Source organism: Glaciimonas sp. PAMC28666 (assembly GCF_016917355.1).
Classification (GTDB): domain Bacteria; phylum Pseudomonadota; class Gammaproteobacteria; order Burkholderiales; family Burkholderiaceae_D; genus Glaciimonas.
On sequence record NZ_CP070304.1, the window covers coordinates 908,814 to 926,369 of the forward strand.

General features: G+C 50.3%; 9 protein-coding genes and 3 pseudogenes. 2 read left to right on the plus strand and 10 right to left on the minus strand.

Going from position 1 to position 17,556, the window contains the following annotated elements; translation table 11 throughout:
• Window positions 1-282: 282 nt before the first annotated feature.
• Entirely contained in the window at window positions 283-600 is a 318-nt protein-coding gene (locus JQN73_RS03965) for a hypothetical protein (RefSeq protein ID WP_240162420.1), read from the plus strand.
• 348 nt (window positions 601-948) lie between these two features.
• Here the strand turns inward: JQN73_RS03965 and JQN73_RS03970 are convergent.
• Both JQN73_RS03970 and JQN73_RS03975 read right to left on the minus strand, forming a co-directional pair.
• Window positions 949-1,293 (minus strand): annotated as a pseudogene (locus JQN73_RS03970) (integrase core domain-containing protein); the annotation flags it as partial.
• A gap of 926 nt (window positions 1,294-2,219) precedes the next feature.
• The gene (locus JQN73_RS03975; RefSeq protein WP_240162421.1) at window positions 2,220-2,942 is read right to left on the minus strand and encodes a hypothetical protein; all 723 of its coding nucleotides are present in this window, start codon (window positions 2,940-2,942) and stop codon (window positions 2,220-2,222) included.
• Between the two features lie 104 nt (window positions 2,943-3,046).
• Here JQN73_RS03975 and JQN73_RS03980 point away from each other — a divergent pair.
• Window positions 3,047-3,736, plus strand: a pseudogene (locus tag JQN73_RS03980) (IS6 family transposase).
• A gap of 184 nt (window positions 3,737-3,920) precedes the next feature.
• Here the strand turns inward: JQN73_RS03980 and JQN73_RS03985 are convergent.
• The 8 genes and pseudogenes from JQN73_RS03985 to JQN73_RS22750 form a co-directional block, all read right to left on the minus strand.
• Window positions 3,921-5,621, minus strand: coding sequence for a ShlB/FhaC/HecB family hemolysin secretion/activation protein (locus tag JQN73_RS03985; protein ID WP_205321854.1), 1,701 nt, complete (start codon window positions 5,619-5,621; stop codon window positions 3,921-3,923).
• Window positions 5,614-9,255 carry a filamentous hemagglutinin N-terminal domain-containing protein gene (locus JQN73_RS03990; protein ID WP_205321855.1) on the minus strand — a complete coding sequence of 1,214 codons (3,642 nt, stop codon included), beginning with the start codon at window positions 9,253-9,255 and terminating at the stop codon, window positions 5,614-5,616. The genes JQN73_RS03985 and JQN73_RS03990 overlap by 8 nt, the downstream gene beginning before the upstream one ends.
• Window positions 9,256-9,982: 727 nt before the next feature.
• Entirely contained in the window at window positions 9,983-10,966 is a 984-nt protein-coding gene (locus JQN73_RS03995; protein WP_205321856.1) for a fimbrial protein, read from the minus strand.
• 192 nt (window positions 10,967-11,158) lie between these two features.
• The gene (locus JQN73_RS04000) at window positions 11,159-13,648 is read right to left on the minus strand and encodes a fimbria/pilus outer membrane usher protein (protein WP_370551308.1); all 2,490 of its coding nucleotides are present in this window, start codon (window positions 13,646-13,648) and stop codon (window positions 11,159-11,161) included.
• Window position 13,649: 1 nt separating this feature from the next.
• Window positions 13,650-14,378: a molecular chaperone gene (locus tag JQN73_RS04005; RefSeq protein WP_205321858.1), complete on the minus strand. Its 729-nt coding sequence runs from the start codon at window positions 14,376-14,378 to the stop codon at window positions 13,650-13,652.
• Window positions 14,379-14,631: 253 nt separating this feature from the next.
• On the minus strand, window positions 14,632-15,177 hold the full coding sequence (locus JQN73_RS04010) for a fimbrial protein (protein ID WP_205321859.1): 546 nt from the start codon (window positions 15,175-15,177) through the stop codon (window positions 14,632-14,634).
• A 620-nt stretch (window positions 15,178-15,797) separates the two neighbouring features.
• Window positions 15,798-17,313 (minus strand): annotated as a pseudogene (locus JQN73_RS04015) (IS66 family transposase); the annotation flags it as partial.
• Window positions 17,314-17,490, minus strand: a complete 177-nt coding sequence (locus JQN73_RS22750; protein ID WP_370551309.1) for a hypothetical protein — start codon at window positions 17,488-17,490, stop codon at window positions 17,314-17,316.
• Window positions 17,491-17,556: the final 66 nt, after the last annotated feature.

Sequence of the window (17,556 nt, forward strand, 5' to 3'; positions counted from 1 at the left end):
TATTCATCGCCAATTCCATACGGCTCAGAAATTGGCTACCGATCAGGCTTCATGGACCCGGCGTATTTTGGCCGCGTATTTAAAGAAACTACGGGGCATTCTCCAGGCGAGTTTGGAAAGATCCACAATATATCCCCTTTAAAAAGACCTAAATAGTTAAAAAACTGTCATTTATTTGGAATTGACTATCGCAAAATGTTAATTCTAAGCTCATGCGTGTTTCAGGGAAAATCGTACGCACCTGCGCACGAATCCTTACGCCTAACCATGCCGTTTCATTTCATGGAAGTTAACAATATGGGATCGGGATCAAATTTCGGAGACAGCATCAACGATCAGGCAGCGTTTAACCCTGCAGGCCTTCTAGAAGCGTTGATCGAAAAATTACATTTAAAAAACGACGCAGCGTTGTGTCGCGCAATGCAGGTGGAACCGTCGTTGATTAGTAAAATTCGGCATAGAGGGGTCCCGCTCGGTGCAGCACTATTAATTCGTATGCATGAAGTCAGCGGTCTGACAGTCCGCGAACTTCGCGCGCTCATGGGCGACCATCGAAAAAATTTTGGCCTCAGTGATAACAATGTTTTATCCCCAGTGTAAAAATGAGATACGGTGGTCGCCGCATGTATCTTTGCTGCGCCAAATAAGGCAGGGCGTGTATTGCAGCCCCTTTCGTTCAGCGACCTCGTTGACAATACACCCGCTGAGAAAGGAAAAACGGCCAGCTACTATGTAGCGCCTCAAAATACGCGGAGGAAGGCGATGGATCGCGTGGTCGATTATGGCTCGTGGCTAAAACGATTGAAAATACAAGCTGACCGCGATGCGTAAATATCACGCGCGTTACGCGTTGATAATATTTTTTTATCAAGCGCACAGGTAACAAAATTTCTGCAAGAACATCCCAAAGAGGCTAATGCGATACCCAGTCGGCATGTCGTGGTCAACTTAAAACAGACAGCTCTTTAGATTTTTCTGAATTTTGCCGCTCAAATGCGGCGACAGATACCCCAGAGTTGAATGCAATCTGGAACAGTTATAAAATCCGACAATGTAATCGATGAGGTCACGATCGGCTTCTGCATGTTTGCATACTCGCGTTGCCAAACGCGCTCCATCTTCAGATTCAAAAAGAACCGCTCCATCACGGAATTGTCCCAGCAATTTGCACGGCGACTCATGCTGCAAACGATGCCGTGCTGGTGCCAATAAAGTCCGATATTCGGCGCTGGCATATTGACTGCCACGGTCTGAGTGAAGAGTCAATCCAGATGCTGGCTGGCGCAGCCGGATAAACACATTCTTTGCTAAGTCGATTCCAATCGAAGTAATCTTCATTTTGGACGCTCCTTCCGTTTAGGGAAATACCAATCCTATTTTGGCACGTTGATGCCGTTTAAAAGAGGGCGTCCATTCCATTAGAACCATTCACGGACGTTAGTAGTGGCAACCGCTGACATTTTCGATGGTTGCGCGATTTCACGATCTATATCGGCGTCAAGCAACTTGCCAACAATACGGAGTCGATTCCGGGTTCAACTGAAGGAGATCGCATTATCCAATGGCAGGAGTTCCCTGAGCAAATTTGTCGCCAACCTGAACAGCAAATGCGCTGCCCATTTAACCTGGAAATAATTCAGCTCGGCTGTAGCATACCCAGGCAGTTCCCCGCATAGCGGATTAAAGGTTCGTCTCGGTACGCTGCTGCAATCGCCTGACCACAGTCGTAGGCTGGGAAAAGTTACCTTTCCACAGATCGTGCGCACCATTCGCGTCCGGCTCTCCTTATGTTTTAAAGCACATCCACATAAGTGACGTTGCGTTTGGGCAGCAAGCCATACCGCGACCTGTTGAGCAATCATCGTCTGTTGAACCCCCGCCAATAGGGCGCGTCCTTCGGAGAGCGTAAGGCCCAATTCGGAAAGACTGCGGTCGGGGCGGTTGATCACTCCCAGAATCATATTGTCGGTTTGATTAACCCGCTCTCCCCATCAACTATGCGTGCTTCGATAATCATTCGCAGGGCCGTCTCCCGCTATTCAGATACCAGCAAGATTACCGCAGTCAGGCACTACCGAAAAGATGACGCCAGGTTTCCATCCTGCCGCCTTCCAAGGTTTTGCAGCTCTCCACCCTGTTGAATTTGAGCATGGTTAGTGGTCTGGTGGCCAGTATTGCTCCCTGCAGCATTGCGCTGCGCGCTACTGACACTGCCACTTTTATCGTAACAGGCCGGTATTCAACGAGGGTAGCGGAAGGACATGCGCAAAATACAGCACACCATCAGGCCACGCACCTGCATGTTGTTTAAAGCCTATCCGTACCGTCGAATCGGTATAATTTTTGCTGCCCGCTTGCGTAATTTCCGGTCCGTCTTCCTGTAAAGCAGCCATCGTCTTTAATGAAGGGCGGACAATCGCAATATGACCTGGTTTGCCTGGATGCGGACTTTCATAGGAAGCGACGACCAGTTGACCCGCATTGCTTGACTTCTGGGCTTGCTCTGCGTTCTCAAGGGGATGCCAGCCGGCTTTTTTTCCTGCCTCCTGACTGAACCATGCTGTTTGCGCACTGGCTAATAACACCGCGCTATGGTCGGGAGGACGCAACATATATACGCCAAGACGCTTGCTCATGGCAGCGGTGAAGGCACTGCAATGCGAACCATACACGGGGGAACTCGCTTCTGGTTCACCCGTTTCCCAATTAACGTGCTGGTGGGGTAACCATAAATGGGCGACATTTGCCCCGTCCAGTATCGATAAGACGTTCGTTGCGGCAGGGCTAATGGGGCCACAACACGGCTCTCCTTCGTTCATGGACTTACTGACGATGCTGAGGTCGCCAGCCGATGCCTCCGACGACGCAAAGATTCCTGTCCCCACGAACGCCCCACTCATCGTCGCGAGTACAACATACGGTAATATTTTTAACAATTTCATCTGTTGAATTTCCTCACATGAATAAAAAAAATGTTGTGTCGCATTAGTAGAGACCGTCATAGCATTCGAGTAGACTGCTACGTTTGAAAAGTAAATGAGCTGACATGCTGAATACCAAAGGAATGCGATTTCCGATCGAAGTGATTTTGGTCTGCATCCGTTGGTACGCAGCATACCCATTGAGCCATCGGCACATGGAAGAAATAATGGAAGAACGTGGTGTGGTTGTTGACCGTTCATCGATCAATCGGTGGACGATCCATTTTCTACCATTACGTGAAAAAGTGTTCCGCAATCAAGCGCCCTGTCGGTGGCAGCTGGAGGATGGATGAAACCTATATAAAAGTCGAAGGCGTCTGGAAGTATCTCTATCGCGCCCTAGACAAGGAAGGCAAGACCGTCGACTTTCTGTCGACGGCAAAGCGCGACAAGACAGCTGCAAAACGTTTCTTTAACAAAGCAATGCAAGCTAACAACACCCCTGAAATAGTCACGATGAATAAGAGCGGAGCCAACAAAGCGGCGATTGATGAAATCAATGCCGACATGAACGCGCCGGTGGTGGTTCGTCAGGTCAAATACCTCAACAACATCGTGGTACAAGACATCGTGCCATCAAGCGGGTGACCAAGCCGATGCTCAACTTCAAAACTTTTCGGTCAGCTAAAAACGTCTTGGCGGGCATTGAACTGATGCACATGGTTCGAAAAGGTCAGCTCATGATGGAAGGCTCCGTTGAGATGTATTTTGCCAGCCAATTTTATGCGTTGGCAGGGAAAATCCGCACAATTTAAGGGGCGATGGAGAATCCCGACAAAATTCCGCCTAGCCGTCGCTAACGCGACACAACCAAATTCAGCGCTGTGCACTTTCCACCTCTTTATTTCCGTCATTCGCTACCATCCTTTGTGAGGACCATAGCTGAGACTGTTGTCTCATATCGCGGGTCCACTATACAAGCGCACGTCGGTGAGACGTTCAAAAGCCCTTGGCTATTTCTACCCAGATACGTGTAGGTGAACTACTACCTACCAGGGGTGAGGTTGCCCCTAAAGGTGCCGCAACGAGCGCTTTTGCAGCCCATTGCGCCGGCCCGGTCCAATTCAGGCCAACACCGGCACCACTCAAATTGGCGCTGTTTTGACCTGCGACCCACACATTCTTGTTGACCGTCAGATGTGCGCTATCCACAAATGCCACTGCTTGCCAATGTCCGCCCCACGGTGTGCCGAACTCGTGACGCAATTCGGCCGTACCCTGATATCCGGTATCGCCCGATAACGCACCCGTGTCGTACGCACGCACCGAGTAAATCCCACCAACCGACATTTTCTCGGCTGCATCCAGATTGGTATTCGCCCATTGGCCGGTAAGCGATAAAGACAAGGCATTGTTCTGACTCAAGCCTTGCAAGCGTGAGAAACTGACATTGAACTTTGAGAAACTGCCCTGGCTCTTGCTGGTGACATTATCGGCAAGCTGGGCAAAGCCGTTGTTAAAGCCCACGTGGCCACTGGTCCAGCCCATGTTCAAGCTACTGACGGCACCTGCGAGCAAGCTGTCACGCAAGTCGCCGTTCAAGCCCAGCGTCCAATTTTCAACATGCCTGTCGGTGAGCGTATTGCTGGCATCAATATGATCGCGCAGGGTGAGCTGGTCATGCTGGAACTGCCAGGAAAGATTGAGATTGCGACTGCGTATCAAGGGCTGTTTGAGCCACACGCTACCAACTTGGGCGGTACCGTGTGCATTCAGTGACGCCAGTGATTCACCCAACTTGTAATACAACGATGAATAGGAACCACCGATGCGCGTACCGTGGCCGTTCAACAGCGTTTCATAGGCTAGGTTAGCATAATTCATCTTACTGCCGGAAGACAGAACATTGGCACTGAGGACATCGCCCATATGCAAAGGATTGTTAACGTTGACAGTCGCCCCAAGACGCGCCCGTCCGGTGTACCGGTTACCCGCATCATCGCCAACCGCATAACCGGACACCATAGGTGCGCTTGCGGCATTGACGATCAGGTCGGAAGTACCTACGTTCTCGCCGGGTGCCAGGGTGGCGCTGCTGGTCATTCCGGAAATATCCGATAGCAGCAATAGTGCATGATCCAGATCTGCTTGCTCAATCTCCTGACCGGCTTGTAACGGCGAGAGCGTTTTTTCCAGTAAGGAGGAGCGCACCCGACTATGATTATTCAGACTGATTTTCCCATAACGTGCTTCCAGCACCTCGATCGTCACCGTCCCACCGCTCAACTTCTGCGCCGGAATGAGCGTCTGCACCAGCGGATAGCCGTGGCGATGGTAATAGTCGGTGATACGCGCGGCGACCTGGCTCAGTTCGTTCAAGGTCAGCGTTGTTCCTTCGGCGCTTGCCACCAATGCATGCAAAGCCTCGGCAGGAAACAGCGTATTGCCTGAAATCGCAATGGTTTTGACCGGAAACGGGGCGCTGAGGGCTAATGTAGCGCCAGCTTTCGGCGCAATGGCCAACCCTGTAGTTGACGGTTCCGACGGCACGACTGGTTGGACCTGCTGCAGAAGGTTACCTGCACCAGGAATGACAGGGCCCGCTGCATAGGCTACCAGCGGAAAGTATGCCATCAACAAGACCGACAACAGCGGCTTCAATGGTTTTTGAAGATGTTTTACAGGAAAATTGTTAATCATTGATACTTACCAGATTGAGTGGCAGCTTTAGGCCGCCATTGAGGATTTCCAAACCGAATTTGGGAGCTGTGTTGCCGACTGCAGTATTGATTGGTGCATGGCCTGAGGCATCGTCGGTATCTACTTTACTGGTACCGGAATGCTGCACTACCGCAATGCCTGGTGCTAAGCGATGTGCATCGGCGTCAGGAGTGATGATCGACGCCAGTACGTCCGCCTCCAAATGTGTCATGACATTTTGAACCGGGGAATGTGCCCTGCCAGGCTTTACTGTCAACTCGGTGGCATTATTGGCAGCCTGCGCAAAAATATAGTTTTGGGCACTCAGGCCGTAGCCATTGATGGCATAGAGCGCCGGCAAACTATTTGCCGCTGCATTGGTTTGCCAGGCCATCACGCCAGTCGTTGCACCCGCCAGGGTATCGCTACCCATCAGGCCAGTCACCGAACCGGAAAGCACAGCAGGTATGTCTCCTGCGATATGCACCGCAGGCGCAGCAATATAGGTCAGCGTCGCAGGGGTAATACTGGCACTCAGGGTCGGCTCCACCAACAGATAGTTGCCTGCATGCGTGCCACGCAATGTATACCCTGTCACGCTGACGTTGCTGCTGCCAATATTCGGCGTAGCAAAGGTGGCCGTTGCGGTGCCTGTCAAACTCACTGCATCGCGCGCTAATGGCGCTACTGCAGCCGCACCGCTTAAGGCTGCGGTATTGGTCGCATCGTAGACTTTATTGTTCGCTGTCAAACCGGTGATCGCTAAAGCGGCCGGAGTAACGACGAGCGTCCCGGCAGCATAATTGATCAGATAACCTTGTTGCGCCAATGAATACAAGCCACCGACGGTCAGCGAATAAGAGCCGGCATCGATTGCTGCAGTGTTATAGCTGAGTGTACCGAGCAAGATGCTGCGCGGTGGACTGGAGTAAGTTACGGCGTTGATGTTGGTGTAAGCCAGCCCATCGTAGATCTTGGAAGCGGCGTTCACTGTAATCGTCAGTGGCATAAAAAACGAACGCAGTAATGGATTGGTTTGACCGTTATACATTAACCAGGTGTTGGCAAAATCCCAGCCAGGATTGAAGCTACCGCCATTCGCTGTCGTAGCCGAGGTGAAATTGGTCTGTTGTTGCATCTGGGAGGTAGTCATACCTAGCCCGCCGCCAGCTGAAGCCGCTTGGCCTGATGTCGTGGTATTCCAAAAGCTGTTAACAACCGGATTGCTGGTGAGATTGTTACTGCTGTTAAAAGTACTGACATTTTGGCTAGCTCCTACCAGCCCTCCGGTATAGGTGCCGCTAACACTGCCAGTTGCGTATCCATCATTGATTGCAGTAATGACCGCATTAGTGTTAGTGGTGCTGCGGTTATCACTAAAAATCGCTCCAGCCAGTCCGCCAATGTAAGAACCACCCTGCACATTACCGGTTGCGTAACTATTGTTGACGGTAGTCATATTGACGTCGGTATTATTGAAACTGGTGATATTTCCTATCAGTCCACCCACATCCGCACCCCCGCTAACATTCCCTGTGGCGTAGCTATTATTGATGGAGACGTGGTTCGATGTAACCCTGGTGTCATTCGAAACGTACCCGACCAGGCCACCCGCGTTGTTGGCGATACCCGTCACATTGCCGGTAGCATAGCTTTTGTTGATGGTGCCGTCGTTTTCGCCCACCAGTCCGCCCACTTTGGTCGCCTGACCAACGTTGGCGCTGACGCCGCCGGTTGCATAACTGGAAATGATGCTACCAGCACCATCATTTTGTCCTACCAGGCCGCCAATGGAATTGGCACCGGTATTACTGGTGCTGGCATTGACGCCGCCGGTAGCATAACTGTTAGCGACAATGCCGCGGTTATAGCCGACTAACATCCCAACATCGGCAAAACCCGTCACGCTCCCTCCCACCAATCCAATATTACGGATGATGGAAGTGGCACCTGTATCACCAAACAAGGCCAGGTAACTGGTGGTGCCATTAATGGTCAAATTACTCACGGTATGTCCAAAACCATCTAGCGTGCCGGTGAACCAATTGTTTGCATTCCCAATCGGCGAAAACCCAGCCTTGGTATTCCACGCAGAGCTTGCGGTTGCATCAATATTGCTACCCAGAACGTAATAGCCGTTTAGGTTGCCGTTGATTCCTTGCAGGTCAGTGCCCGTCGTACTGCCCGCCACGCCGAGGCTGTTAATGACTTTGTAATTGACGATCGCCCCATCGGAACCAAGTTTCGTACTGAAGTTATTTCCCGATTCCAGATTGATGACCGCAGCCACATTATAAGTACCAGGATTGGTCAATGCCAGCGCACCCTGTCCGTATTGGAATGCCAGACTGGCCGTACCGGAGCCATTCAGATTGGCGTTAACATTGATATTATTTTGTGCATTCAGGGTGAGTTTGTTGGCGCTCCAGCTCACGACATCATTGACGTTTACGTTACCCGTTCCTATGCTACCGCTCAGTGTCCCGGCGCTGCTCTGTATCATCACATCAGTATTGGCCAGACTGGCCGAAAGGGCCGCCCCGGTGATATCGCCGCCACTGGCGGCAATGCTGTAGTCGGTCGGATCGATCAGCCAACTACCGGTGGTGCCGGTGGTGGCTATAGTGCTAATTTTTGCTGCATTGGCTACTTTGACATGGGCTGCTGAGGTTTCAATAAATCCACCATTGCCGCCGTTTGGTGCCGAGGCATCCAGACTACCGCTAACATTAACCGTCCCCGTAGTCATGGCACCCAGCAGCGTAATGACGCCGCTATGATTCTCCACCGTGCGTGCTTCGATCACGCCGGTATTATTGACCACGCTGGCAGTCAGTGCATCTTTGGCGCCAGCGCTCATGACCACCATCCCACCGTCGGCTTGAATCAAGCCACCGTTTTCTACCAATGTATCGAGCAGACTCTGATCGACTTTCATGCTGACCAGACTATTGCCATTAAAGGTCAGGGTCGCCGCGCTACCAGCACCTAGCGCGACACTGCCGAGTTGGGCGGTGATAACACCTTGATTGCTGACGTGCTGCCCAAGCAACGCGACGTAACTGGCCGCCCTGATGGTGCCATCGTTGACGACACCAGCGCTGCTGGTGCCACTAAAAGTGCGGGTGTTGCCGCTGAGGCTGGCATCTTTCAAGTCCAACGTGGAAGCCACCAGGCCGCCGACATTGACTTGTGCGCCGGCACCAAACAAGAAGCCGTTAGGATTGATCAGAAAGACCTGACCGTTGGCGTTGAGATGCCCGAGAATTTGCGTGCCATTGACATCGGCGATACGGTTGACTGCAATCGCGCTGGCATTTGGCTGCACGAAGTTGACCGTTTCTTGTTTGGCGATATTGAAACTCTGCCAGGTCAGGCCCAAATTTTGGCTGCCCTGAGTAATCGTGGTGATTGCACCCGACTGCCCGATACTGCCCGCCCCGTTCACTACCTGTCCAGCTGCAGGTGCAGCCTGTACCCCCGCCGCCGCCAGTGCTGCAACTGCCAGCGCTGCTGCTCGCATCAGCTTACCGGAATTGCGTGCGGAGCCCTTACTCCGGCCCCGTTTTTTTTCTGCCACCGCTACCCAAGCGTTCAGTACGTGACTCCATACCAGACGGAATATGTGATTCATTGATCCATGACGTTTCATAATGATGACTGACCTTTATTCTTATACAAGTGGTTGTCGACTTCCTCTTTTGAGAGGAAGCGCCCAGCCAATGGCTGCACGACGCATAGCGACGCAGGTCCACCGACCTTTTTTTTCGTGCGAGATACACTACCCGCGCCAGCTACGCGCGAGGAGACTTAGCTTGCGCTGGAACGTTGCTTAGATTTTTTTCGACCGTCGTCGGTGAGATCGAGATTGATGGCATTAGTGCAGATTTTATCCAGCGCTGAGCATGTTGATATCCACGCCATTTTCTACGGTACGCTCTTCTGCCCATCTTCAAACTTCACTTTGGTTGATGAATACCGAATATTTGCGAGTGTATCCAAAAAATAAAACATTTAATTTACAAAAACATCACATGGCACGATAGTATTAAATTGAAACTGCGATGAGCATGTTCGTCATGTCCGAAAGTGGCGCAGAAACAACGTAGCGATCCACTCAACGGTGCCTGGGAAAGGAAATTAATTACAAAAAAGAGACCCAGGGCAAACTCCGCTATTCAATCAATGAATATTTTCCAAGGTTAGCAAGGGTGTACCCTCCTTCCTTAGTAAAAAAGTTTAGATAAAGTAGGTGCATTTTGCCGTTATCAGCGATGAAATTGATCGGTAACGCTGTAGCATGCTTCGGCACTCAACGAGTGCCGCAGGCCGTATTCGTCCTTATCAGATTCCTGGCGCACCTATTGATATACCATGGTAAAGGTAGCCGCCGCATTGACCGTTCCCGGCAACACTGTGCCCGTACTGATGTATTGAGACACCAGCGGAATCGACACACTACCGCTATACAATCCTAAAAACTGTTGCGCAGGATTTCCAATGGATGTATCTGAACTAAATTTGATCAGATTAGAAAACTGATCCAGAATTTGATACCCTATTCCGGAGGCCGTGGAACTCGGTGTAAGGGATAAAGTCGTTGTATTGTTAGTGGTAGTAGTAGCATCCGTCAGCGTAACGCTGACATGGGTGGACGCCGAACAATTGATGCCTAGGTTAAATTGCTGACTCCCCCCGGTATTTCCCACCGCTGAAAATCCTGCAGTTGAGAGGGTGGGCATAGTCACAGTAATCGAGGGCGTTGTCACATTACAGGAAGAAGTAGTAACTGCTGGAAGCGTGAACGAGACTACCCCGCTTTTTGTTCCGACAACATTGCCAGCATTCACGGGATAAATCTGAAATAGAGTGACCGTCGAAGACGAAGTCGGTGTGATGGCAGCAGTTTTTACTAACTGGAAAGAGAAGTTGACGGAATACGTAACTGTACTACCAGCTGGTATGGTGGTCCCGGTCAGATAGGGAAGCGATGAGTTCGCCGTCAGGGGACCACCAATATTACTGATGACCGTACTGGAGTTTGTCAGGTTAATCACCTTTATACCAATTCCGGCGACACCCGTTTCCCACACAGACCCCACCGCGGTTGACAGCGCCAGCGCAGGGTCATAACGTATGGTTACGGCGGTGACGTCAGAAGTGCACACATACTGATACGCCTGGCTGACTGGAGGTCCAAGATTATCTCCTACCGCTGCGCTCGGGGAAACCGTGAGTGTCTGAAATCCGGTGTTACTTCCATAAAAAGAACATACTGGTGGCGGCGAGGCAAATGCTGGCAGGATGCATGAAAAGAAGAGGGTAAATGCAAAAAAAAATTTCATATGTGTTCCGTTGGATCATTCTTTGTGTAACCAGAAAAATGGAACGTATTGCTCAACTTCTTCTTCTGACTACTTTTATAGCCGCTTTTTTGGGGCATAACGTTTCGTATTAGAAATATGCCGTCCCCTGCAAAACTTTCCAAGTTACCCTCTGGAAAATTCGTCAACGCATTACGCCGCTCCATACCGATTTTAATCCGCGGCAATGTCGACACAAATCCCTTGCACTACAGGCAAAAAGCCAGTTGCTGGTTTCGTCACTTGCGTAGGGATCACATAATTCAAACTGCAGCTACCGCGTAAACCATGATTGACTTTTAACACTCCTGATGCCGCTGTACTACGGAATAAAATCTTACCGCCATAGCCCACCGTTCCTAACGATTGACCATCCACATCTAGTACTTCTGCGCCAAATGGCATGACATTTCCGCTGACGTCAATCGCCCGCAAGAATACCAACTGTCCTTGGACACGCTTGAATTTCAATAACGCTATGGAACCCGAATGAGGAGCTACACGCTCTTCCGTCGAGGTAAACTCGACGTCTGCAGGCATTCCTTCCGTGTTTAAGAGCACGGTGTTAAAGCTATAAGGAGTCAGATAAGGGACGACCGCACGACCGTAGGTATTAACTTTTAATCCGGGTGAACTGCCAATTTCCGTTCCTACTCCGCCATCGGCTTCAACGATGCCGAAAGTATCCCCCACCGGGCCAGATAGAATGGCACCGCCGCTATACGCGATCAATGAACCCGACACGCCAATTGATTCCTGGGTATATCCCTGACCTTGACTAGCCGATGCCGATAGCGTGCCAATTGGACCGCGATACTGCCCATTTGCCTGAAATATATTGCGCTGACTTCCTTCTGTCGCATCCAGACCATAACTGAATTGATTTGCGTCTCCGAGCGAAGAAGATAACGTTTGCTGCGCATACGTAGCGCCACCGGAAAAGATGGTGTTAGAGCCGATCGATGTAACACCACGCCCTAACGGGATTGTTAGACCAACCATAATCTGCTTTCCGGCAGACTGGTGGCTATTAATCGATTTGACGTTCGACGCTGAAATGTTGTATCTGATTTGCCGCAAGGAATTATTATATCCAAATTGAAACTGACTACTTGCGTTGTTATGATTCCAATAATTCTGGGTGGAGCCGGAAATAAAGACCGACCCATAGCGATTTGGAAGATTCTGATTAAATATAAATTGAATTTGATTTTTACGCTGCAGCAGAGAGTCGTTTCCTTCCGCGGAAGAATTCACGATCTTCATTTCCCGGTACGCCACAGCCTGCTCCAGCGTCAAATAACCACTTGACGCGTAGCGGTAGGCACCGATCAAAAGATTTGCCCCCAATTCTTCAAAACCTTTGCTATACGTAGCGCGCACGGCAGTACCTTTCAGAGTGGTCTTTTTTACGTCGGAAATAGCTGACGCCAAATCCATGCCAAGAGCGCCCCAATGGGTATTGAGTGCAGCGCCCATCATCATCGCCCCGTAACCGGCTGAAGCTTCCAGACTGCTGTAAAGACTGATGCTACTTGTAACTCCATACTGGTATGCCGCGGTAAAAACAGGCGGATGTGCGCTCACCACCGGGTCACGCAAAGTACCTAGTGAGGCACTAAAGTGCTCTCCATCTTTGCGCATCAGCAGCGGCACCGTTGCAAAAGGAACGATAGCCGTAGTCTGATGACCATCCGCTTCAGTGACTGTGACAAGATAATTTCCGCTAGTGCCGGTTGGATACAGGTCTTTGATCTCAAATGAGCCTGGCGACACGGTGGTTTCGTAAATCGTATAACCGTTCTGGCTAATGGAAACTTTGGCATTCGAGAGCGCAGTGCCACGAATAACCGGGGCATAACCACGCAAGGAACTGGGTTCCATGAGTTCATCGCTAGCCAGCGTTACTCCTCTCATTCCAACGGCGTCAAAGAAACGCCCATCGGTAAACGAGTCACCGATTACAAGCTTGGATCCCAGGTCGGGAATATCCCGTTCCAGATACGTGGCTATTGCCTGCATTTGCACCGGTAATTCAGCTGCCTTGACGACTGTGGAGCTATTGCGGAAATGCCACTCACCAACGTTCACACCACTGCTCAAGCTGAGATATTGACTTTGATGTTTTACCAGACCATTCGAGAAAAATGCATTTCCCACATAATTCAGAAATCCACCATTGACGCCACTGTTCCAATATTCCTTGGGAACATATCCACGCGGATTTTGCACCACGAATTTCTGTGGAATAAATACATTTAACCGTTGCTCCGATGCATCAAAGGAAATCGATGCACCATCCACCACCGAAGAAATCGTTTGGCAAACGCCCGCTAAATCGGTAGCAACAGGTTGTTTGACGATAGTCCAATCAATATTCATCAATTGCAGAACACTTGTTACAAAACAAGGTTCAATCCGATCCGTGTCAATATTTTCAAACGAAATTTGTTGTCTACCGATCTGTACATTGTTGACGTACAACTCTACCGAATAGCTGCCCGGCGGAACACCACCGGCAAATGAAAATCGTTTCATATCGACGTCTTTTCCCCCATGCATGAAAACGGGGTTGAATGCGTAATCTTGAGCGGACGTCGTAACACATGCCCCGAAGCAGATCATTCCAAGAATGAGCGATGAGGAGGAGGAAAATGTACGCATATTATTTGGCGCGCACCACGCTGGCTATACCGGCTACTGACGCGCCATAATCGTCGAGGAACTGATAGATCAATTCCCCCTCTTTGTTATCAGGTAGGGGCGAGCCAGCATTTTTTACCAGCGGAAAATCCTTGATAGAAAAAGGCGCGATCATGCCACCACTTTTGTCCTCAAAACATATGCCTGAAGTACATGTCATAAAAGATATGAACGAGAGATAGTAAGGAGTGGGGTTGGCTGCGTGCAACTGATGATCGTTGATGGTCCAGGTAACTAAGCCCGGTGCTGCGCTCGGATCGCCCTTAAGGCCGATCGGTCGAAAAAATAGTTTTATTTTTGAATGAATCGAAAACTGGAGGATATTTGCATCAGCCTGCTTGGGACTCAACGCCGGTATTTCGTTAATATTGAACCAGAACAGGGTTTCTTCGGTCTGCGTTAAATCGCGCTCATGGGAAAAAAATATTCTGATATTCTGGGCCTTTTTTGGGTCGATACGAAACATCGGAGGCGAAATGACGAAGGGAGCATCACTGCCATTGGCGGGATTTCCTTCTTCAATCCAGGCCTGCACTAATGCCGCTTCGCTGACCTCACCTTCGTTACTCAGATGTACCGACACATCGCTCTTATCACCAGCATAGATGATACGGGTACGATCAATAATCACGCTGGCATGTGCTTGCCCTAGCAGGAAAGTTTGCAATAAAAAGAGAGTCAGTAATCTCATAGAATCTTAGCTAAAAAGGGGAAGAGTCCGGAGGGTATCGATCAGATCGTTACCCGCTCGGTGTAAGACGTATGGATTCGTTAAAACACGTATATTGATTTGGATATGAAAGACAACCAGCCAATTGCGGCATTCAGCATGCGGCTGCTATTAGTCTTACTCTTACCCACTGAGAAACAAAAAAATGATATTTTTATGTTTCTCTTGGGAGCGAGTAAAAACGGTTTATTAAACCTCTATCCATTCACCTGTATTACGGATAAACGACCGAGTAGCTAACTGTTGATGCGACCGTACCTGCAGTCGAGGCTCCGCCATTGGCGTAGTAGGCGGCTATGTAATACATAGTTCCCGCATTTGAGACCGTAGTGATGGCATTCGAATTCTGGGTAGAATCAGGAAAGCCGACCAAAATAGCTGTGCGGTCTTTGTTCATCAGCGCCACTTCCACATTTGTAGCAGTTGCCGACGCAGCGTTATACAAACGTCCAGTTACAGCGTCTGCGGTAGAGGCAGCTTCAAAATAGGTATGCACAAGCTGCGAGGGGGTGCTACATGCACTTAAGGCGATGTTGAATAAGGTGTGACCAGCGGTCGCGCCAGCAACGTTGAGGGCGGTAGTGCTCACGGTAGGGAGCGTCAATGTAAAAGTGCCCGTCGCGGCGCCATTTCCACTCACAACGCAGGTTGCCGCAGTAATTTTACCGTTGATCGTCATCGTGCCATCTGATGCGAATGCTGATTGCGTCAATGCCTGACTCGCACAAAAAGCCAAGATAGCAAATACTTTCATTTTCATTCAATACTCCATTAAATTAAAAAGTTACTACAAAAAAATCCAGATACTTTTGGAAAATACGAAGTTTAATTTCTTCAAAAAGGCCAAAGGCAGAGCCCCAGCCTTGAAGTTAATTCCCTCTCTGGTGTTCTTACTGTGCCGGTTTTAAGCGCCTCCTTTCTGATACATACCAGCGTCCTGTCTTTTACAAAACTTGCGCCTGCGTATTCATGGCATTGGATTACTGCCGGACATACCGATTTCAATACCCCCACAAGGTTCGCACTTGCAAGTGCAAAAGATCTGCGCACAATACGCATAGCGCAACCACAGATTTGCTCCGACCAGACAACGATCTGGCGCTTGCTCTTGACTGATTTCGTCGACTACCCGATGCTCTGAAAATTGCCAAAAATATACTTCAAAAAAAAAGTTCCCTGTATGATAAAGGCTAAAGAAAAATGGGAATTTGATGCCAGCAATATGAAACTCGGACTTAATATTTTGAGTGACATCGCAGTGGCGTTTTTATAAGGGAATAAAAAAGGGCGCCTTTACGTCACGTCACCTCGATGTATTGCTAACGCTGTTAGTTGTTAAGTAATCGACCAATTAACCACGTCCCTTGCGGAAGAATTGTTTTATGCAGGGAACCGACGAGTTGGTTGTAAATTCCAAGGCAGCAGCGCTTCGTAATCATCGGCAGTATTGGCATAAGGCAGCGCCGTGAACATCTCGGTGAGATACTGGTAAGCGTCACTATTTCCGGCCTTACACGTTTCGATCCACAAATTTAAATTGGCGCTGACTTTTGTGTCCCCGACGGTATCGGTAAATAACCAATTCTTGCGATCGATCATAAAAGGGACGAATCGCGTTCCCGGCCACATTATTATCGATGGGCCAGGGGCCGTTCTCGACATAGCGCGTGAGTTTGGACCATTGCCCAGCCAGGTACTGCAATGCCTTCCCCAGCAATCCACGTGGCGCAGTCGTTGCCAGATAATGGTCGAGCAAGGCTTCGGTGACAGCCGACACCGCCGTGCTGTATTTCATGCGCAAACGCTGGCGTTGGAGCGTCGTGAATGCCCTGGTACGGGTTTCTGCTGCGTACAGTTTGCCGATCAGGGTAAAGAATTTGGTAACTGGCTGCTGCGCACTGCGCGCCTCCTTGGGTAGCACCGCTTCGGCTTCAATAAAATATCGTCATACATGCGCCCAGCAAGCCAAGTGGACAAGTCCATTGACAACCGATATCGTGTTACACGGCGCGTAACTGTCAATCATGAAGGCCGCGCCTGCGCGTACGCCAGCCCAGAGATCGGCCACGTGTTGGGTACTGCGTCCCGGCGCATAGCCGAACAGACGCACCGGCTGGACCGCAGCCGCCGTTCATCTGAATCCACATAAAACTCTTGGTTTGCTGCGCGCCAGGGCTCCTAGAGTACCTGAACCACCGTTTCATCGCCAAATACGACCTCACTGTCCAGCAAATCATCACGCAGTAAATTAATCAGCGGTTCGATAGCAATCCCAATGCGCACCACAATGGCGGCCAGGGTATTGCGCGAGATGTCGCCGCCAAAGCGTTTGATTAACGCGGCAATCCGGTACAGCGGCGGTCCGTCGGTGAACTTGGCGGTAATGCACCGTGCCAGTGCGGCTTCAGTGAACAATCCCTTCGGAATAATGCGCAAGCCGGCCGGCGTGACTTTGATACTTTGATCACAGCAAGGACAGGCATATTTCACTCGCTCACGCCTGATCGCGCGTACTTGCTGGGGCAATAATATCGAGTTGCTCGCTCACTTCCACGCCTATTTCCACCAGTACCACGCCATCATGCGCGCAGATCCGTGCCGATTCTGGTAGCGTGGTGCGAATGACTTTCCGTGGCAATGCCGGGTCCAGTGGCTTGCGGCCCGATTGCTTGCGCTGATGACCTGAAACGGGAATGTCTACTTCGCTCTCTTGCGATGGCAAGGCACATGTACGGCCAATGCCTCAGCCTCGTTGAGAAACAGGTCGCGTTCTAGGCGCTGCGCGCTTCGCTGTTGGCGCCGAAGAGTCGACGCTAAAGGCTTTGAGCTATTCCTTGAGCAGATCGCGCTCAACTTGCATGCTCCGTAGCCCGCCGCGCACCGCATCACGGTCGGCCTATGCGGCATCGCGCTCGGCGATGAGCGTCTGAAATTCATCAGCGGTAAGGCAGGAGCTGGGTAGTGCCATGCCTGACAACAACGCTCGCTTGATTTCCTTGTCATAGATACGTACGCCATTACTTTGTCGTTTGACGACCAGACGACACAACAACCCCGGTTTATTCTCCAGCATGGTTATCCACTCATTGAATGAGGTTGGACACCATCATCTTCACTCAGCAAGGGAAAAATAGGCGTC